At 50.7% G+C, this 18,543-nt stretch carries 15 protein-coding genes; 2 read left to right on the forward strand and 13 right to left on the reverse strand.

Features of this window, described 5'->3' with window-relative positions:
• Window position 1: 1 nt before the first annotated feature.
• From SCL_RS07875 to asnB, 6 genes are all read right to left on the reverse strand, one after another.
• Complete coding sequence (locus SCL_RS07875) at window positions 2-667, reverse strand: hypothetical protein (RefSeq protein WP_096360711.1); 666 nt, start codon at window positions 665-667, stop codon at window positions 2-4.
• Window positions 664-1,803 (reverse strand): glycosyltransferase family 4 protein, encoded by a 1,140-nt coding sequence (locus SCL_RS07880; protein ID WP_096360712.1) that lies wholly within the window; start codon window positions 1,801-1,803, stop codon window positions 664-666. Before SCL_RS07880 ends, SCL_RS07875 begins: the two co-directional genes overlap by 4 nt.
• Window positions 1,804-1,850: 47 nt before the next feature.
• Window positions 1,851-3,014 (reverse strand): glycosyltransferase family 4 protein, encoded by a 1,164-nt coding sequence (locus SCL_RS07885; RefSeq protein ID WP_096360713.1) that lies wholly within the window; start codon window positions 3,012-3,014, stop codon window positions 1,851-1,853.
• 75 nt (window positions 3,015-3,089) lie between these two features.
• Window positions 3,090-3,803: a class I SAM-dependent methyltransferase gene (locus SCL_RS07890; RefSeq protein ID WP_172425975.1), complete on the reverse strand. Its 714-nt coding sequence runs from the start codon at window positions 3,801-3,803 to the stop codon at window positions 3,090-3,092.
• Window positions 3,804-4,072: 269 nt separating this feature from the next.
• Complete coding sequence (locus SCL_RS07895) at window positions 4,073-5,215, reverse strand: glycosyltransferase family 4 protein (protein ID WP_148665040.1); 1,143 nt, start codon at window positions 5,213-5,215, stop codon at window positions 4,073-4,075.
• 124 nt (window positions 5,216-5,339) lie between these two features.
• The gene (gene asnB / locus SCL_RS07900; RefSeq protein WP_096360716.1) at window positions 5,340-7,223 is read right to left on the reverse strand and encodes an asparagine synthase (glutamine-hydrolyzing); all 1,884 of its coding nucleotides are present in this window, start codon (window positions 7,221-7,223) and stop codon (window positions 5,340-5,342) included.
• Window positions 7,224-7,776: 553 nt separating this feature from the next.
• On the opposite strand from asnB, the gene SCL_RS07905 reads away from it, so the two are divergent.
• The gene (locus SCL_RS07905; RefSeq protein ID WP_096360717.1) at window positions 7,777-8,979 is read left to right on the forward strand and encodes a glycosyltransferase family 4 protein; all 1,203 of its coding nucleotides are present in this window, start codon (window positions 7,777-7,779) and stop codon (window positions 8,977-8,979) included.
• A gap of 105 nt (window positions 8,980-9,084) precedes the next feature.
• On the opposite strand, the gene SCL_RS07910 is transcribed toward SCL_RS07905, so the two are convergent.
• The 6 genes from SCL_RS07910 to SCL_RS07935 form a co-directional block, all read right to left on the reverse strand.
• Window positions 9,085-10,440, reverse strand: coding sequence for a right-handed parallel beta-helix repeat-containing protein (locus SCL_RS07910; RefSeq protein ID WP_172425976.1), 1,356 nt, complete (start codon window positions 10,438-10,440; stop codon window positions 9,085-9,087).
• Between the two features lie 39 nt (window positions 10,441-10,479).
• Entirely contained in the window at window positions 10,480-11,421 is a 942-nt protein-coding gene (locus tag SCL_RS07915) for a class I SAM-dependent methyltransferase (protein WP_096360719.1), read from the reverse strand.
• 105 nt (window positions 11,422-11,526) lie between these two features.
• Window positions 11,527-12,147, reverse strand: coding sequence for an acyltransferase (locus SCL_RS14360; protein ID WP_197702564.1), 621 nt, complete (start codon window positions 12,145-12,147; stop codon window positions 11,527-11,529).
• Between the two features lie 85 nt (window positions 12,148-12,232).
• Window positions 12,233-13,546, reverse strand: coding sequence for a glycosyltransferase family 4 protein (locus tag SCL_RS07925; protein ID WP_096360721.1), 1,314 nt, complete (start codon window positions 13,544-13,546; stop codon window positions 12,233-12,235).
• 15 nt (window positions 13,547-13,561) lie between these two features.
• Entirely contained in the window at window positions 13,562-15,088 is a 1,527-nt protein-coding gene (locus SCL_RS07930) for an oligosaccharide flippase family protein (RefSeq protein WP_096360722.1), read from the reverse strand.
• On the reverse strand, window positions 15,070-16,380 hold the full coding sequence (locus SCL_RS07935; protein ID WP_096360723.1) for an O-antigen ligase family protein: 1,311 nt from the start codon (window positions 16,378-16,380) through the stop codon (window positions 15,070-15,072). The genes SCL_RS07930 and SCL_RS07935 overlap by 19 nt, the downstream gene beginning before the upstream one ends.
• Before the next feature lie 70 nt (window positions 16,381-16,450).
• Here SCL_RS07935 and SCL_RS14065 point away from each other — a divergent pair, with 70 nt between their 5' ends.
• Window positions 16,451-16,768, forward strand: a complete 318-nt coding sequence (locus SCL_RS14065; RefSeq protein WP_148665041.1) for a hypothetical protein — start codon at window positions 16,451-16,453, stop codon at window positions 16,766-16,768.
• Here the strand turns inward: SCL_RS14065 and SCL_RS07940 are convergent.
• A complete protein-coding gene (locus SCL_RS07940; RefSeq protein ID WP_096361900.1) occupies window positions 16,754-18,532 on the reverse strand; it encodes a bifunctional sulfate adenylyltransferase/adenylylsulfate kinase in 1,779 nt (592 codons plus the stop codon). The two genes, SCL_RS14065 and SCL_RS07940, sit on opposite strands and share 15 nt — an antisense overlap.
• Window positions 18,533-18,543 lie beyond the last annotated feature (11 nt).

Genomic DNA, 18,543 nt, shown 5'->3' on the forward strand with positions numbered 1-18,543 from the left:
CTCAATAGCCTCGATCGTTCAGCCATGCCGAAAAATCACGCTTGGTATCGTTCAGATCGCCATTGTTGACGATAACCTTCCAGCCTCCAACATCCGCAAGACGACGATACAACCGCTGGCGCTGGCGCAATTTGCCGTCAAACTTCAATTCGGGACGCGAGCATTCAATAAGACCGGCGTCGCGCTCGACCAGCACCACATCGGCGCGTTTCGCCAGTTGACCGCAGAAAATCCCGGCAAAAAAGGGTCCGGCCAATCCTTCGAGCCCGGTATCCGCGGCAACGTCCACCAGCGTATCCCAGGGGCCGCGTTCGCAGATGGTCACGGCGATATGGCGACTGGGGAAACGTATCTTCAACAGCGTGGCGATATTCACGTCCAACGCCTGCAGGCCGACGAACAGATATCGCAACGCCACGGGCAACCGTCCGAATTCGTGAAACCCCATGCGGACGCCTTCATGAATCCGGTAGACGTTGTGTCCTGTCACGCGGGTGGCCGCCAGAAACGGCTTGGAAAGGTAGTTGTTGAACCGCGACCACACAAACCCGGGCCTGTGCCCCCTGGCAAGCAGCTCCTGCCGCAACCAGTCGGTCAAAGTGGTTTTGCCGCTGCCGTCCACTCCGGCAACGGCGATAATTCTCGGCGTAACGGCAAAACTGTTCATGCAGACAGCACCTGCAGCCATTCACGTCCGACACTATCCCAATCAAGCATGTTTTTTCTGTTGTCGATACAGTGCGCGCGCAGTTGCCGGATCCGGTCCGAATCCATGGCCAGATCGCGCATGGCCGCGGACAGCGCGGCTGCGCTCCCGGAACGGACGATCATACCCGCGGAACCAACCGCCTCGGGAAGGCCGTCGATATCGGTGGCGATGACGGGCGTGCCGCACGCGATGCATTCGAGCACCGACACCGGCAATTCCGATGGCACCAGCACGAACGGCAGCACTGCCACGTCGGCGGCACGCAACTCCTCCCGGTAACGTTCGCGCTCCATCCAGCCGCCGACGATCTCGACGCGATCACGCAGTTCCCCCAGACGGGAGTCGATCCTGCGCCGAATAGCGTTCACCTCTGCATCGGTGCTGCCGCGCGCCAGAATCCTCAGTTCGGCATCCCGGCTTCCCAGGCGGCGAAACGCGTCCAGCAGCAGGTCGAAACCGCGGATCGCCTTGGGCGATCCCGCATACAGAAACCGCACGAAGGAGCGCGTGCGGGACGGGTCAGCCGCTGCGGGCGTCCAGAAATTCAGATCCAGCCCTGCTCGCAGGCCATGTGCCGCGACTCCAGAACCTGCCGCTTCCGCCACACGCGCTGCGGTTTTGTTCGATTGGGCGATCACCGCTGAAAAGTATTTCTTCAGCGTTCGCGTCCAGAGAAACTTCGGTACCAGCGCGTGCCGCCCATAGGTGACGAGATCCTCGCGGCACAAATGTGGCAACGCCCTGGTCAGTTCGGCGTGCGTATAAAACGGATAAGTGAGGAAGGCAATCATTTCGCATCTGACAAACCTGTACCAGCCGGAAAACATCAGATTCAGTGGCGTAGTCAGTACGATAATGCGATCCGGGGCAACCATTTCCAGAACTGTCCGGACTTCATTCGCATTCGAAGGGCGCATGGTCCGCACATAGTGATGCTGCAAGCCGGCGAGGGTTGGGCGTTTGTCCACGTCAGTGAGCAGATGCACCTCCCACCCGGAGGCGATAAGTACCGACGCGACCTGACGCACGGTGAGCCATGGCTGCAATAGCTCCGCATCGGGACTATAGCCATAAACACAGAACAGCACTTTCATCGGTTAATATCCTGCACCGAACAATAGGCTCTTATCCGGCGTGTCCGTCAACGGCACGGAACCGGCTGGGCCGCCACATGTACCAGCCATTCAGAGGTGCGCGCGACCATCTGGTCAACCCTGAATTCAGCGAGGAATCTTTCGCGCGCTTTCATGCCAAGCTGGCTCCGCAACGCTACGTCATTGACAAGACGTTCCATTGCGTCGGCAAGCGCCGCAACGTCGGCGGGAGGAACGATCAGGGCCTCCTGCTCGTGACGAGCCGATTCAGTATTCCCTCCGACATCGGTGACGATGATCGCCTTTCCTGCGCGCATCGCTTCCAGAAGACTGATTGAATGAGCCTCGGCTAGCGATGGGAGCACGAAAACGTCCATCGCCTCGAGACAGGCGGCAATATCCGTGCGAAACCCGGTGAAAACCACACGGCCGGAGAGACCGCGGGAGGCTACCTGCGCGCGTAGCGCCTCATCGAGCGATCCCGCTCCGATCAGGACGAGCCTGGTTTGCGGATAGCGACCTGCAACACGGCCGAATGCATCCACCAGCGTGGCGATACCCTTGATGGGATCGAACCGCGAGGCGATACCGACCAGAAGATCCCCGGAACGGATGTTCCATTCTTTGCGAAGTCGTTCACGCGCCAGAAGGTCTTTATCGAGATCGGAAATGCCATTATGAATCACCTCAATACGAGACGGGTCAGCTCCTTTCCCGACAAGGTATTGCCTGCAATACTCCGCCACAGCGATGGTCGAACACGCCCGGCGACGTATGTAATGTTCCGTAAACTGGTTGTACATCACTCCGATCATGCGACGCGACGGAGTTGGCGCATGGTACAGGCCATGATACGAGCACACAGCCCGAAACGGTGAATCCGACAACACAGCGGCGATTCGTGCCATGAAGTGACTGTTGAACCCGTGGCTCATTACGATATCAGGCGCCCAAGCACGCATTTCCTCGCGCAAACGATGAATCCATTGCGTATCCCACGGAGTGGCGCGATGAACGACTACCCTGTCTCCAAGCTGATCGAGCAGGGTCCGGTTAACATGATGTTTGGGGCCCAGCACGCAGAAGGAGCGAATCGAAATCGGCGCACGAGCCGTCACGCCTTCCAGCATGGCGGCATACTGGGCGACTCCACCCACGATAAAGTTCCAGAAAAGACTCATCACGCGCGTACGCCCGTCAGTCCGCATCATTTCTCCAGTCAGGGTAATCCAGGCGGGCTCGTGTTATGTCAGGCATGAAAGCAAAACCGGAGTCGCCGGCATGAGCTAGGACGGGTTCCACTGGACGACTCCGGTACCGGACCAGTGGCCGAAGGACGTAAGGTCAAGCTTCGGGAAATCAATGGTGCGCCATACATCCAGCATGTTCCAAAGACGGATGTCGTCAAAAATTACAACCGTATTGGCTTTCAACCCGATGGCCTTGAGATTCTTTATAAAACGATGTTCCATGACTCCATCTTTCGCGGCATCGATAAAAAAAATATCGGCGCTCCTGAGCAAGGATCGATGTTTTTCGACGGCATGCATTTCCGCCAGGTCATCATTGAATTGAACGAATTTGTCGCTGAAATCGGATTTGCTGAGAGCGGTTGTTGACACATTATCCCACGGAACAGGATCGAAGGTCGCAATCATGCCCGTTTCCGGCAGATACTTGGCGAGCGCGAGAGTACCGATACCGCGGAAAGTTCCGATCTCGATGACAACCTCAGGTTTCAGGTATTTCACAAAACCAGCCAGCAATTTGTAATGTTCCCCCGGCCAGATTCCGGGATAATCAGGTCCGTCTTTTATCCGCTGCGACACATCGTCCATCTTGACCGTTCTGGCTTCTTCAGCAGCGCGCAGGCATACATCGAGCAGCCATGGCGTAGGTACCGCGGATTCGTCGTGCATTGAAGCGACCATGGATACTTCCACCTGCTCGGCCTTCAGAGGCTTTGGCAGCAGCTGCTTAAGCAGCTTGGGTTTCAGCATGTTCCATCTATTCATTCTCAGGGCCCGCGCAGGTTGTTCGGTTCATGATCTTCTTGAAACCGTTATTTTGTCCGATGATTATCCGTGGATAATTATATTATGCCTGATATTATCGTGCAGATAACTGATTGGATGCATCAGAATGAGCTGCTTTATGCATCTTCAATGTGCTGCCAAATAATTTTTTCTCCAGGAAACCACCTCGGTCTGCATACACATGACCGAGTCCGTCATTTATCATGTTGCCTGGCACTGCAACCCGGCCTGGTTCAGCATGTCGCATCAAGCCCTGCGAACAGATCACAGTATTTCTGTACGGCAGATTCCAGTGAGTGATGCTCATAGGCATAGCGACGGGCATTGCCGCCCAACTTTTCACATTGCGCCGGATCGGCATGAAGTTCGCGGATATGACGAACCAGGTTGTCGAATGTGCCCGAAACCCGCCCGAGATCGTGGCGTTCGATCACGCCATCAGGATCGACCATCAAGCTGATCACCGGTGTCCGGTACTGCCAGGATTGCAGAAATGTATTCGGAAATCCCTCGCATTTTGACGTGCTGATGAACAGCCGGGCCCGCTTGTAATGATCCGCAATCTCGGAGAATGGCACCGTTCCGAGATATTCCAGATTGGGCAGCTCGTCCAGCTGATTACGGATGAACGAGTCACCCTTTTGTGACGGGCCGAACGCCATGATCATCCGAAACCGGACATGCGGCAGCGCCCGCGCCAGCTCCGGCACAAGATGGGCCTGTTTGTCTTCGTTGTTATTGCCTACCCACAGGACATAGTCATCCTTGCTGATGTCGTTGTCCTCTTCCAGGGTCAACACATTCCGGATAACCAAAACCTCCTTGCCGAACTTGTCCCGGAATCCTGTGCACTGACTTTCGGTCTGTGCCACGACAAAGTCGGTCATGCCGATTCCCGTCCGATACAACCACCAGCCTGGCGCGCCTTGTCGTTGCCGGATGCGATTTTCATCAAGGTCGGAATCCTTCTGTCCAATGAAAATCAGCTTCGCTCCATGCGATCGGCAATACAGGCCCAGCAGAGAAAGTAAATGAGGCGGAACCTTGATGAGATAGAAGTCTGCGTGGATTTTGCGGAGAAGGCGGAAAAGTCTCCACCAGTCTGACAGGATATATAACTTGCTTCCGCCCATATGACGGAATGTCGTCCTGTGTGCCGTGACGTCACCAAACTTTACGCTTTCTGGTTGTCCATAGTCATCAACGACAAAATGCACATCGAACCCGAGGCTTGACAGCGCTCGCCCTATGGTAATCAGCTGGGTTTCAGCGCCGCCACTCCATCCCCCTCCGGCAAACGGGTCCAACAGGGGATAAGCAGATGGACTGATAAAACAGACACGTTTGCCTTGCAAGCATGATGGAATCTTAACCAAGCGTCTTGTCTCCCCTCTCAAAGCAACTACCGACAAACTGTGATGCTCCCTGCAGAATTGGAGATCACGATGTTTGTCTGAAAACAGTAAAACTCATGAATTACACACCGCCATCACAATATAATCAATTCAGGCTGCTTGTGCGGTTCTGCTCCAGCCAGGCATCCAGGACCAATAGCGCCCATATTTTTTGATGGCTTGACCGCATCCCTGTTTCATGGTCATGAACTACCTTCCGCACGTAATCCATGTTTACATGTCCAGCCAGCCGACTTCCCGTCGAACTCAGACGATCGTTGACATATTCTTTAAGAGAACCCTTGAACCAGAGACCCAGGGGCATGCTGAAACCTTGTTTTTTATGGGTCAGCACACTTGCAGGCAAAGACTTTTCCAGTGTTTTCTTCAGGATGTATTTTAGTTCTCCATCCTTGTATTTGAGGCGCGACGGGATTCTGAAACTCAGTTCCGCCAGTTTATGATCGAGGAGCGGCACTCTTACTTCGAGTGAATTCATCATGCTTGCGCGGTCAACCTTGGTCAGCACGTCATCAACCATAAAAGTTCGCATGTCGAGTTCCTGCATTCGTGACAAAAAGTCGCCAGAAGCGGATTGGCGGATGATGGTTTCCTTGAATTTCTCGGCAGGGTTCTCGCTCACCTGACGCCATATATCTGGCTTGTACAGCTGTTTCCGCTCAAGCTGATTCCACGCTGACAAGTACGCGCCGGCAAGGCGGCGATCCTTGGAGAGCAGATATGACAGTCCATGTCCCGTGACGCGCGCGGGAATACATTTATGCACAAGCCCCCATAACCTGCGGTTTACCTTCCCGGGAAGAAAATTATACTTGTAGATATTTGAAAGTTTCGGGTATGTATCATACCCGGCGAATAATTCGTCACCACCGTCCCCTGATAACGCCACCGTGACGTGCTGCCTCGCGAATTTTGAAACATAATATGTAGGTATCGCAGATGAATCCGCAAAGGGCTCGTCATATGCACCAATCAGGCGGGGAAGCAGTTCGATGGATTCAGGCTCGACTATTTGTTCGTGATGCTCTGTGCCATATTTCCTGGCAACGGCGCGCGCATATTCAAGCTCGTTGAAAGCCGCCTCCTTGAAGCCGATGGAAAACGTCTTGATCGGGTTATCGGTATGACGGGACATCAACGCCACCACACTGCTCGAATCAATGCCCCCGCTCAGAAATGCCCCCAGAGGTACATCGCTGATCATTTGCATCTGTACCGATTCAGACAGGAGATCATCCAGCTCCTCACACCACTCGCCTTCTGACCTCGACTCGTCCGGATCGAACCTGATATCCCAATAACGGGTAAACTTTATTTCGGGAACACCCTTGATCAGCCCTATTTCCAAGGTATGCGAAGGCCGCAATTTCTTGACTGACCTGTAGATACTTAGATCGTCCGTAACATACAGATAGGTAAAAAATGAATCCAATGCGCGGCTGTCCAGCTCGCGCGGGACATTTTCCGCCGCCAGCACCGCCTTTATTTCGGAACCGAATATGAAGCGCTGCCCGGACAGATGATAATAGAAGGGCTTGATGCCGAAATGGTCTCTTGCGCAAAAAATCTTTTTCTTATGGTCGTCCCATATGGCAAAAGCAAACATTCCTCGCAGATGCTTTACGCAATCGCTGCCATACTCTTCATACAAATGAACGATTGTCTCCGTGTCTGAATTTGTTTTGAATACGTGACCTTTTGATATTAGCTCTTTGCGCAATTCCAGATAGTTATATATCTCTCCGTTGAAAACGATCCATACAGATCCGTCTTCGTTGCATAATGGTTGGTGCCCTCTATGCAGGTCAATAATACTGAGTCGGCGAAATCCAAAACCGACGTTCTTGTTGACATAAAAGCCCTCATCATCCGGTCCACGGTGGATTATTTTGTCGGTCATGGACCTCAGGCTGGATTCTTTGACCCGATACTCCGGATCAAAATGGAGCTGCCCGCTTATGCCACACATAGTGCTACCGCTGTTCCAGGACTACGAAATTAATGGATGCATGCTTATTATTATTGAGCGCGCATGGCTCAATCCGCCAGCATAACGGATGGAATAATGACGAAAATACCTGATTGGCCGGGCAGATACAAATTCGATGCACAGTAATCCAGGCTCATCATCAGGCAGGTTGGTAATATTATGACTATATTACCCTTTACCCGCTCTCTGATCTCCGATTATCCGGGCGTCGCCAAAACGTTTCCGATGTGGATCATCTCTTGGCCGGACCTGGACTGGACCGACCCTGCCCATGCGCCGGGACACATGGCGGGCAGTGATGCTCATCGATACCGGTCAACGCTGACGAGGTCATCCGGTGCAGACTGTGCTTCCGACCACCGATTGTTGTCTGGAGGGCCTCCAGAGTTGCATCCGGTGATGCCCCGCCGTCGCGGTCGTCTTGCGGACTGCCGGCGGTTCATACACCATTTCAACAATTGATACACTATTCATTACGCGCTCAAACAGCAAACGAAAACAAAAGACCGATTCCCCTGCCGTGACCTCAGCAATGAAGCAAGTATTACTGATATGGACAGAATCCAATCCCTCGACGATGGAAAAGGATTATTTGCTGCTGAATGCTCTCGAAAGATGCGGCGTCAAAGCACACGCGCTGGGATTCTGTCACAGCGAATCGAACAGGCGCTATTTCGAGAAAACTTACGCAAAAGGCGCTCTTTATTCCTACAGTTTTGGCAGCAAACGGGCGCTGTACCAGGGCGGCAACTACATTGAAAAGCTGTATAGCAATTTGTATCTCTTTTTCTGGTTCTCAGCGAGGCTGTACAAGTTTCTGCGCGCCCGACCCACGTCCGCTATCATAATCCCGCCAAATCCCCTCGAGCTGACTTTGCCCGTCATGGTTCTGGGAAAATTGTTCGGCGTGTGCGTGGTGCCGAACATCATGGAATATGAACCGGCACTCCCGTCCTTCCACAGGAAGAAGAGCATTTTTTCGCGCTGGTCATGGGCGCTCGTCACGAAATTCTCGGATGCCTATATTGTGATCAGCGGTTTCCTTGAAGATAAAATGCGACAGCTCTCCCGGAAACCGTCGTTCCGTCTGCCCGCCATGTTGCCGCCGCAAACGGACGACATCAGAAGTGATGTCCCTGACTGTGCGCACACAACGTCAGGGGCTCCGGCGGGCGGTGTCCCCTTGCTCATTTTTACCAGCAGCCAGGCATATGCTGATTTACTCGGCTTCTGCATCGACGCACTATCGCGGCTTCACGACAGGAATTTTCATTTAGTCATTACCGGAGAATATTCCGTTAATGCCCGGAATCTGTGGATGACAAAAGCCGGAGAACTGGGCCTTGAAGGAAAAATCAGCTTCAGCGGCTTTCTTTCGGATGAAGAAATGCGAACACTGCAAATACGCTCAACGGCGCTGTTAATGCCTCTGTTGGATAATGACAGACATCGCGCGAGATTCCCGCAAAAGATCCTTGGCTACATGCGCCTGGGTAAACCGGTAATAACAACGAAGGTCGGCGAATTGGATGAATATTTCCGGGATACGGATACAGTCTTGATGGATGAAAGCGTTACAGCGCAGGGATACTCTGAAAAAATCCGTTTTCTGCTGGATCATCCGGATCACGCGGCTGACATAGGGATTCGAGGCTCACGCTATGTCGAATCCAGGTTCAATGAATTGGTATTGGGAAAACAGCTGGCCGGCTTCCTGGCCGGTCTGGGTGCCTAGCAATACGCCGGCGGGTATTTTCCCAATCCGACCTTGCCCTCCCCCATTCCCGGCAGGCAACCCTCGCGACGCACCGCACCGGGACAAGAACCGCGCGATGCAAGGCTAGTTGCGGTGCCGGTACGCTCCGATATCCCATGGCCCGGAATTATCCTGGTCCAGCGTAGATACATTACCGGTCCAAGACGCCGCCGGGTTCAGGATGGCAGCATAAGGCGCTCCCAGATTCGCGCCCGCCCCGATAGCGGGGGAATTCGAATTGGGCGCATAGTTTGCATCCAGATCCGGATCTGCGTTGACACTGTGGATATCGTAGCCCTGCGTCCGCCAACGCGCAAAACTGTAGTGAATCCTGTTGTTATGATCGTAGAATTCGCTGGCAGAATGGACCGGATGCCAGAAAAGATTGTGGTCTGAAACAAGCTTCTGGCCGGAAGCCCGGGTGAAAAGAATGGGGTGCCAGGCACCGTACATATTGTGCGCCACGATATTGTTCTTGAACGTGACAGTATTGGTCGAAGACAGTTGCGCACCATAGTCTGAGTTGTACACCAGGGTATTATTGTAAACGGTGGTATCACTCGTTGGTTTTTTGATGTGCATCCCTGTTGCGTTGTGATGAGCCACATTCCCGATCACGAGCGTATTATTCGCGGTATTCGATACGACAATACCCGTGCCCGTATTGTTATACGCCAAATTGTACCGGACGACAGAATCGGTGGATGCTCCACCAAGATCTATTCCGTCCCCATTGTTGCCATGGGATTTGCAATACTGGACGACGCCTCCCGCAAGCCCTCCGACAGTAATCCCATCCAGGTTATTCGGCCCGTCAGTACCATTGCCGAAAGCGGTAACACGCTGCACCACAACCCCCCGAATGGGATTAAGCCCGGTAGAATCGGATACATGGATGCCCTGTTGCCCGTTGTTGCGGACAGTCACATCCTGAATCAGAAGATTGTCGGTATCGCCGGCGATCAGGCTCGTCACCGAAATACCTCGACCGGCACATCTGTGAATAACGGAGTCCTGGATCGTGAGATTGGCCGCATAGCCCACAATATCAATACAGGCCCAGCCGTCACGGTTGGTTACGATCACATTTTTTATGGTCCAGAAGTCAGCCGCTCCTCTTCGGGCTCCGGACACGATACGCAACAACACCGGGTATTTTCCGGTTCCATAGGCCGTTAACGTAATTACATTGTCTTTCTTCCCGGAATTGTGCAGGTATAGCGCGTCACGATCCCACGTTTCTCCGCGCTTGAAGTAGATATTGTCTCCCGGATAAAACGAGGTGGCGTTGAATTTTGCTTCCGTCTTCCACGGATTATCGGGGCTGGTCCCTGTGCCATTGTCATTACCAGAAGTAGCGTCGAAATAATAATCAGCTCCGAAACAAATCGAAGCAAGAGCGAGCCATAAAGCACTACTCCCGACCAGGATCTGTCGCATACATTTTGATTTCATGGAATATGCTTGGCTCTGCCAAAGTCATTTAACTACAATTTTTCTGAAAACGGCAGTTATAGAGTGACCATTAGGTTTGACTCTATCTATGATAAAAAACTGTATTTTAACGGGGATTAAACGGAGAATTCGCAAGGCAATCTTTTGAAAGATATTTTGTTTTGGTTCAATTAACCTATGCCTAAATGCTAAAAAGTGGCGTAATTTTACAGATAGGTATTCCCCTTTATTTTGTAACGCAATTGTGTCGTGCTTAAAACATAAAATATCAAGATTGAATATTCCCGCAACTTTTTTCAGCGACTTATCAGGCCAGTGCGATTGATGGTGCGGAGGGAGATTCAGCACGCTGTTCGCCATTTCTGACAAAAATGAGTCGGCGCTGGGCACGCTGATGATAAGTCGTCCGCCCGCCTTCAAACAATCTACCGCTGCTTTCAGAAAAGCAAACAGCTCGTTGCAGTCCACATGTTCCAAGACCTGAAAGGTACAGACCACATCATATTTATTGGCGTTGGATCTAGCGTGCTCTTGTATGGTTTGATTTATGATATGTACCCCTCCCTGTTCAGCAAGGGCCTTGGCATTGGCGCTGAACTCCAGTCCCGTATAACTTTTGCAGTTAATTTTTTTTGAGAAAGCCGCTTTTCCACATCCAATTTCCAATACGTCATCTTTCTCTGTTATGTATTCAGAGGCTATCTTGTACTCCTCCTTGTCATCCACATAGTACAAGTCGGTCTTTTGCAGAATATTATAAAAATTCTCATCGCCCGTTACTGAAGGAAAAAAGAATTTAAGATCACAATTATTACATTGGTAATATTGAATCTCACTTTGCTTGAACAGATAACTAAAATCGGCCTTGTATGCATTAACATAGAGGCCAACCAAATCATCAGCATTGATTGTCTCTATATTTTTTGCATCTTTTGCACCGCATAATGGACACTTGGTTGTATGCATGGATTAGACCTTAGATAGTATCTCTGCGCTCATGAACGGCATATAGCCGCTGTCCAGGCACCTTGCTTCGGTAAATTTGAGCTTCCCCTACAAATCCGTGCCACCTCAACTTCTGGAGTATTGCGATAGATCCTTCTTGATAACCTTTGCGGGATTTCCTGCCGCAATGCAGTTCGCAGGAATTGATTTCGATACCAGAGATTTCGCGCCAATTACAGAGTTATCACCTATGGATACACCTTTACATATAAATACATCTGCGCCAATCCATACATTATTTCCTATGTATACTGGCTTGGCCGGTATATCTACATCAGCACAGTTATAACGCCTGTTCTCCGGCTTTATAGGATGCATATCATTATCGGCAATAATCGTATTCGCACCCAACAATGTATTATCGCCAATTTTGACATGGCTTTTACAACATATTGCCCCACCGCTCATTCCGACATGGTTGCCAATTTCAATAAATGCCTCCGATGAATGAGTGGTAAGCACTATGCGATGATTTACACCTATGGCATTTCCTCTGCTAATTGAACGCAGAGTCGTAAAATCACCGATTATTATCTTGCTCCCTTTCCGAACAGAAAGAACAGGTATTCCATAACACATCACATCTTTTCCAAGCCGAGCCCCTGCGCTACGCAACCAATAGCAAGCTAACTCGCTACCAAGCGAGTCATATATCGATAACAATTTTCTAATGAATCTGTAAAACATCGTCTTTTAATACCGAGCACTGCCCTGTGAGCTTCAACCTCAATTCGGATTAATCATGAATATCCGTATAGCTGCGCAAGAGAGGTCATTGAACAGATCTTTCATGATTTTCGCGATCGAGAATATCCCGATATGCCGACAAAATACCATTGATAACTCTATTCCCATTAAATCGCTCCAGAGAAAATTTACGAGCCTCTTCTGACAAACGTAATGCAAGCGCGTCATCATCGAAGATCCTGCGGATAGCCATGGCCAGTGCGGCGCTATCTCCTTTCTGAAAGAATAATCCTGTTTTCAGATCGTTTATCAGTGAGGGAATCCCCCCCACATATGATGCTACGCAAGGAACTCCAACCAATTCAGCCTCGATCAGACTATTACAGGAATTTTCTATATATGAAGAAAGCACATAAACATGCGCATTTAGGAGCTCATTTATAATTTCATTCTCAGTTACTGGACCCAGGAATGCCACACAATCATCAAGCCCCATATCAGACACCATTGACCTTATATATTTTCCATACCCCTTGTCCGTAATATGGCCCCCTATCCTTAACTGAACATCCGGAACGTATTTACGCACTATACCAATAGCTTTTATAAGGCATGGAACACCTTTTGCGGGCATACTGCGAGCGGTCATATACACAGAATGTCTATTTACACCATCAATTGACCATCTTGACTCGTAAAAAGATGGGCGCATGATTTCCGGCACGTCGTAGTACTGGGCTGATATATTATGCTCTCTTAAATGACTGTAATCCCAAAGTGTTCTCCCTTCAAAATACTTGTTCTGTTTTATAATTTTAATCTCGTTTTTCGATCGCTTCGTTATGTCAATCTGATACAAGGCCTCATTCGGCATCAAAAACCTGTGCCGCCATTTTACGTCCCCCCAGACATCATCCTTTATCACGCTGATCAATCCCTGAAATTTTACCAGTACAGGCACATCAATTATGTCGCTGATCAAACCGTAGAAGTTCTCCGTGCCCCACACGTGTATCAGGTCGGGTTTGAAGTCCCTCACCGCCCGGACGCAATATGCCAGTTCCTTCTGGTAGCTGTATGGCTTGACCATATTAATGATCCCATTAAGCCGCGACCACACTCTGCTAAGCTTGCTTTTCTTCCTGGCAGGCAAAGGGTGGTCGGGAACAAGATAATATATGGAATTATCTTCCTCAAATCGTTCGAATTCCCGAATCTCATTTGAAGCCCATACAATGCCTATTTTCCCGATCATTTCACAATTGGCCATTGCATTCATGGTCGTTTTCATCCACCAGCCTGTACCCAGGGATTCCTTCTTCCCGAGACGCTTGTTGACGGCAGGGAATGGAGTGTTAACGAACCACAAAACGCGTATTGGAGAGTTTTTCGTGCGCATTGTTACAGTCAACGCCTACTGTTGATTTTTCCGGAACAGCCTTGCGAGCCGGTCTTTCGTCCCCTGATCGACCAAGCTGCTGTGTTTGACAAGAAAACCATAAAACGACAGGCCAATCAGCAATACACAGGCCAGATAGGCGGACGTCTCGATCCGAGTCGATGATGCCCCCCACGTTGTGTTCTTTAACGGAACAAATACCAGAAACATGGCAGCCGTAACGAGCAACATTAGCAGCCTGTCTCTTATCCAGAACGTGAAAGAAGAAGCGCCGATGATTCTGTTTGTTATGACGATTACCATCACCACGCTCGCTGCTTCGAACAGGACCAGATTCAACCCCGCTCCAAGAATATCGAAAGCCCTTATGAGGGCAGGAAGGAAAATGAGCACGAGAACGGTTTGGGCAAACCCGGTGATTGCCAGTATCTTTGACTTGCCCATGCCAAGCGCAAAGGTGGACGGAACCATGGTGGCGCTGCTGAGATAATAGCCGACAAAAAACAGTGCCATCAGCAACCAGCAATTATTGGCGATGTCTGCCCCGAGCCAGACATATAGTATGTCCCACGAATAAATGACGCCAAAACTATATAACGGCGCGCTGATAAGGCTTAACACCCGGTTCGCGCCCAGATAAAGTGACTTGATTCTTCCGGTTTCTTGCAATGCCTTTAATTCGCTGACGAATGGAAACATCACGGTGGTGGAACTTGCCAGCAGATTGTTCAATGACGATACGATCCGGGAAGCGATGTTGAAATAGGCAATTCCGGATGGCCCAATGTACATATTGATGAATATGGGAGGAAGCGCATTCAACGCCAACCGGTTTATTCTCCCCACGACTATCCACGATGCGAAATCGTATATTTCCCGAAGCAGTTCCCTGGACATGTCAAAACCAAGATGGAATGACGGAACCAGTCTTTTCACAATAAAATGCAGTATCGGCAGACTTGCCAGGTTAAGAATCAACCTCGCCACGATCATCCCTGCAATTCCATACCCAAGCCACAGGAGCAACAAGCTGACCAGGGAGGCTGTTATTTGAAACAACGACTCATAAACACTCGACACGCCATAGCGCTGCAACCCCATAAAGAGAGAGACATACACATTCCGGCACATCAGCGCGATAATATTTATTGCGGAATAGTAAAGCGCGTCCCTGGCCTCATTCAAAAAACCAGCTTCATCCTTAATAACGAATAAAGCCAAATTATCAACTGCCAGATAAATCGCCAGCCCCAGAAGGCTGGCTATCACGATTTGAAATCCCAGTGATGCCGTAATTAAAGAATTAATACCAGCGTGGTTATTCTCTGCTGCATATTTCGCGCTCATGCGGATCACAGCCGGGTCGATGCCAGCCTGAAGGATAGTCACCCAGCTGAATATCAGGAGCAGAAAGCTGTAGATTCCAAAACCGTCAATTCCCAGAAAATATATGTAGGCGGGAACAAACAGCACGCTGACAGCCATGTTTACAACCTGGCTGATCGTGTTGAAGCCGGCGTTTTTCAGGATCTTTTTTGGCACTGTAGGGCAGCTGTCAGAATTGGTGGCTCTTGCCTGCTGAAATTCTTTTTGTTCCTGCTGATAGCAACCAGGATGGAGAGCGGAAAATATAAAAAGAACGTGGCAAAGGATGATAAAACAGTAACATTTGAGAGCGCAAAGAACAGGTTGTGCGCCATGCAACAGAGGACCGCCACACCTATTTGATAGTTCTGGATGTCGCTTTTGTTTTCTGCCAGAAATCTTTTAATGAACCTGGCAGCTACAAACACCAGCGTCAGCCCAAGCAATAATCCAATCGAGCCATAGTAATATAGCCACTCCAGGAGCAGGTTATGCGGGGCGATTACCAGTTCATCCCGGGTGCTGAATGTCCCTCCCGTTGCTCTGGTGACGCGTTTTCTTTCTATTGCTTCACTTTGCAGCGGTTTTCCGATTACCGGGTTCTCCTCCATGGCGATCCGGGTAATTACAAATATCTGATCGTAACGCAGCTGGTAGGTTTCCTGGCTCGAATCAAACGTCGTTGACGCTCTTTCAAACAGCTTGGGCAGCAATGATGGTGATAAAATCATCGCCGCACCGGCACCCACTACAACCACCACCATTAATGCGGTAGCTTCTTTGACTGCCGACGTTTTATTGAAAAAAAACAGCGCAATAAGACCCAGCAATATCCCGATAAATCCGCTTCGATGGCCAACCATGATGAAGGTCATTATTACCAGGGCCTTCACGAAAAATGCAGCGGTCGATGACGATGCAAGCACGTGGTTCCTGCTCACTGCCAGGAAATAGAGCAGGCTTAGCATGGTCAGGAAACCTCCCGTCAGGATATGACTCGAAAATCCCTGTGTGGCAAAAGCATAGATGTGCAGCACAAAAATATATACCAGGAATATGATCAACAAATGATGAAGGTATCTGAGATCCGCTTTCCGTGTCACGAGCATCGGGATGAAGAACAAGAACGCGTAGGCAGTGGCATATTTCACCAGCATTCTGATACTCGTAATATCGTGATTGCTTTGCAGCAGCCACTTGAAAAAACTAAACGCAATAAAAAGGGCGAATATGATTTGTATGCCTCTGCCCTCATGCCGTCCGCTTGAAGACAAGCGGTTTTTCCGGGCAAAGAATCTGAAAAATACGTATATACATAAAAATATGAAACTGATATCCGCAATATACAAGGAAACCGGACCGATATTTACGGATGGCTTCACTTTATTAAAGTAAGCCGGAAAATATTCAATAAAGACTCCGATTATGAGGAGGCTATATGGGCTGAATATTCTTGATATCTTATTCATTGGCTCTTCACGGGAATATATTCAAAAACGCCGTCGTCGTCCCGTCACTTCACCCAGAAAAAACGCGCAGATGAAGAACGCCACGGTCCGAGCCCTGCGCGAACACAAGCAGCTGTTCGAGTTGAAGCATGCTGAACGGAAGCAGCTGAAATTTCTTCCGGGTACACGTAAATATCCACAATTCCTTGATAAAGACCCTGAATGGACCTTAGAACTGGTTGTTAAGGCTGTCTGGCCTGAGGTCGGGAGGATTTCGTTCAATCCAGCAACGGCGGGAGGACGAGATGAAAAACACAATACTGAAAACTACACCAAACGAGCGGTCGGAGGACCCGGATGGAACCTCCTGGGAGGTCAGTATTTCGTGAGCCATCTAAAACCTCTGTGATTCTTCTGATCCGCGGGGATTCATGGAATCCACCGGGTTCTCCCCGCCATCCAAATAACCTTCTTTCATAAGGTACAGGAAAATCTCCTGCGCTGCATGTGCCGGCGTGAGATTGGTCGTATCGATCTGAATTTCGGGGTTTTCCGGCGCCTCGTAGGGATCGCTGATGCCGGTAAATTCCGGGATGAGCCCCTTTCTGGCCTTCGCATACAACCCCTTGCGATCGCGCTTCTCGCAAATCTCAAGAGGAGTCGCAACATATATTTCGATAAACGCGCCATGTTGTTCGATGAGCTCGCGCACGGCCCGGCGTGTCGCCTTATATGGCGCAATGGGAGCGCAGATGGCGACACCGCGATTTTTGGTGATTTCACCGGCAACGAAGCCTATTCTGCGAACGTTAATATCGCGATGCTCTTTCGAGAACCCAAGTTCCCTGGAAAGATTATGGCGCACAACATCACCGTCCAGCAGCGTTACCGGCCTTCCACCCAGCTCGATAAATTTGGCGTAAAGAATTTTCGCCAAAGTCGATTTCCCGGAGCCCGACAAGCCGGTAAAAAACAGGGTGATACCCTGCTGACGACGGGGCGGATACACTTTTCGAAGCTCCGCAATCACATCGGGAAAGGAAAACCATGCCGGAATTTCCTGGTCATGCGCCAGATGGCTGGATAACTCTTTCTCCGTAAACACGACACCCTTTCTTCCTTCCCGCTCAATCCTCTCAACGGGAAGGAATTGATCGTCCTCGGGCACGTATTGCATCTCCCGGATCGGGATCATGCGAATGCCCAATTCATGTTGATGCTTTGCCACTATCTCCTGCGCCGCATAACGGGGATAGAAACGCTCGCCGCCCATGCGGATCTCGGGTGGAGCGGCATGTTCCGGTCCAATTATCAGATGTGAACATCCATAATTCTGCCTGACAATGGCATTAAGCAGCGCCTCGCGCGGGCCGGCCATGCGTACCGCCATGGGTAGCAACGAAAGTGCAGCCAGATTGTGCGGGTAGTGACGGCGTATCGCCTGATAGCAATGCACCCGCGCGTAGTAATGCAAATCACCGGGTTTGGTCATGCCGACAGCAGGATGCAACAGGATGTTCGCCTGCGCCTCCCTGGCCGCCCCCAGGGTGATGTCCCGATGCAGGCGATGCATGGGTTTGCTGGTGTTGAACGCCACCACGTGGTGCCATCCGTGCTTTTCGAACAAGTGGCGCAGTTCCCCGGGGGTATCGCGCAGCGTCTCGAAGTCATGGTGCATAGGCAACTGGATGCCTTCGATTTGACCGCCAACATAGTTTCCGTGGACCTGCTCAAATAGAAAACGCACGCCCGGGTGATTCAGGGATCCGGTTCCATACACGAGCTGCGCCTCGCGCTTCTTGTCGGGTTTCCACACGTCCGTAATGCGCAGCACAGCGAGCATGAAACCTTCAGGGTCGTTCAGCCCAAGACAGCCGCCGGCCTGGAGTTTTTCCGCGACAGGATCAGGGACATCCAGGGTAATGGGCATGGACCACAGCAAACCATCCGGCAGACGCATTTTCTCCAGCACGCTTTCATAGGCTTCCCGGTCCATGAATCCCCGCAACGGCGAGAAGGCACCGTTCATGAGCAGCTCCAGGTCGCAAAGCTGGCGCTGTGACAGCGTGATGGCGGGAAACTCCTGCGATTCCTGCTTGAGCAACACGGCGCGCTTCTCGTCCGCCAGGAGATTCTGGAGGATGCCACCGTATGGAGTGACAAGATGATCCATGCGCTGTTCCA

This window comes from Sulfuricaulis limicola (assembly GCF_002355735.1).
In the GTDB taxonomy this organism is placed as follows: domain Bacteria; phylum Pseudomonadota; class Gammaproteobacteria; order Acidiferrobacterales; family Sulfurifustaceae; genus Sulfuricaulis; species Sulfuricaulis limicola.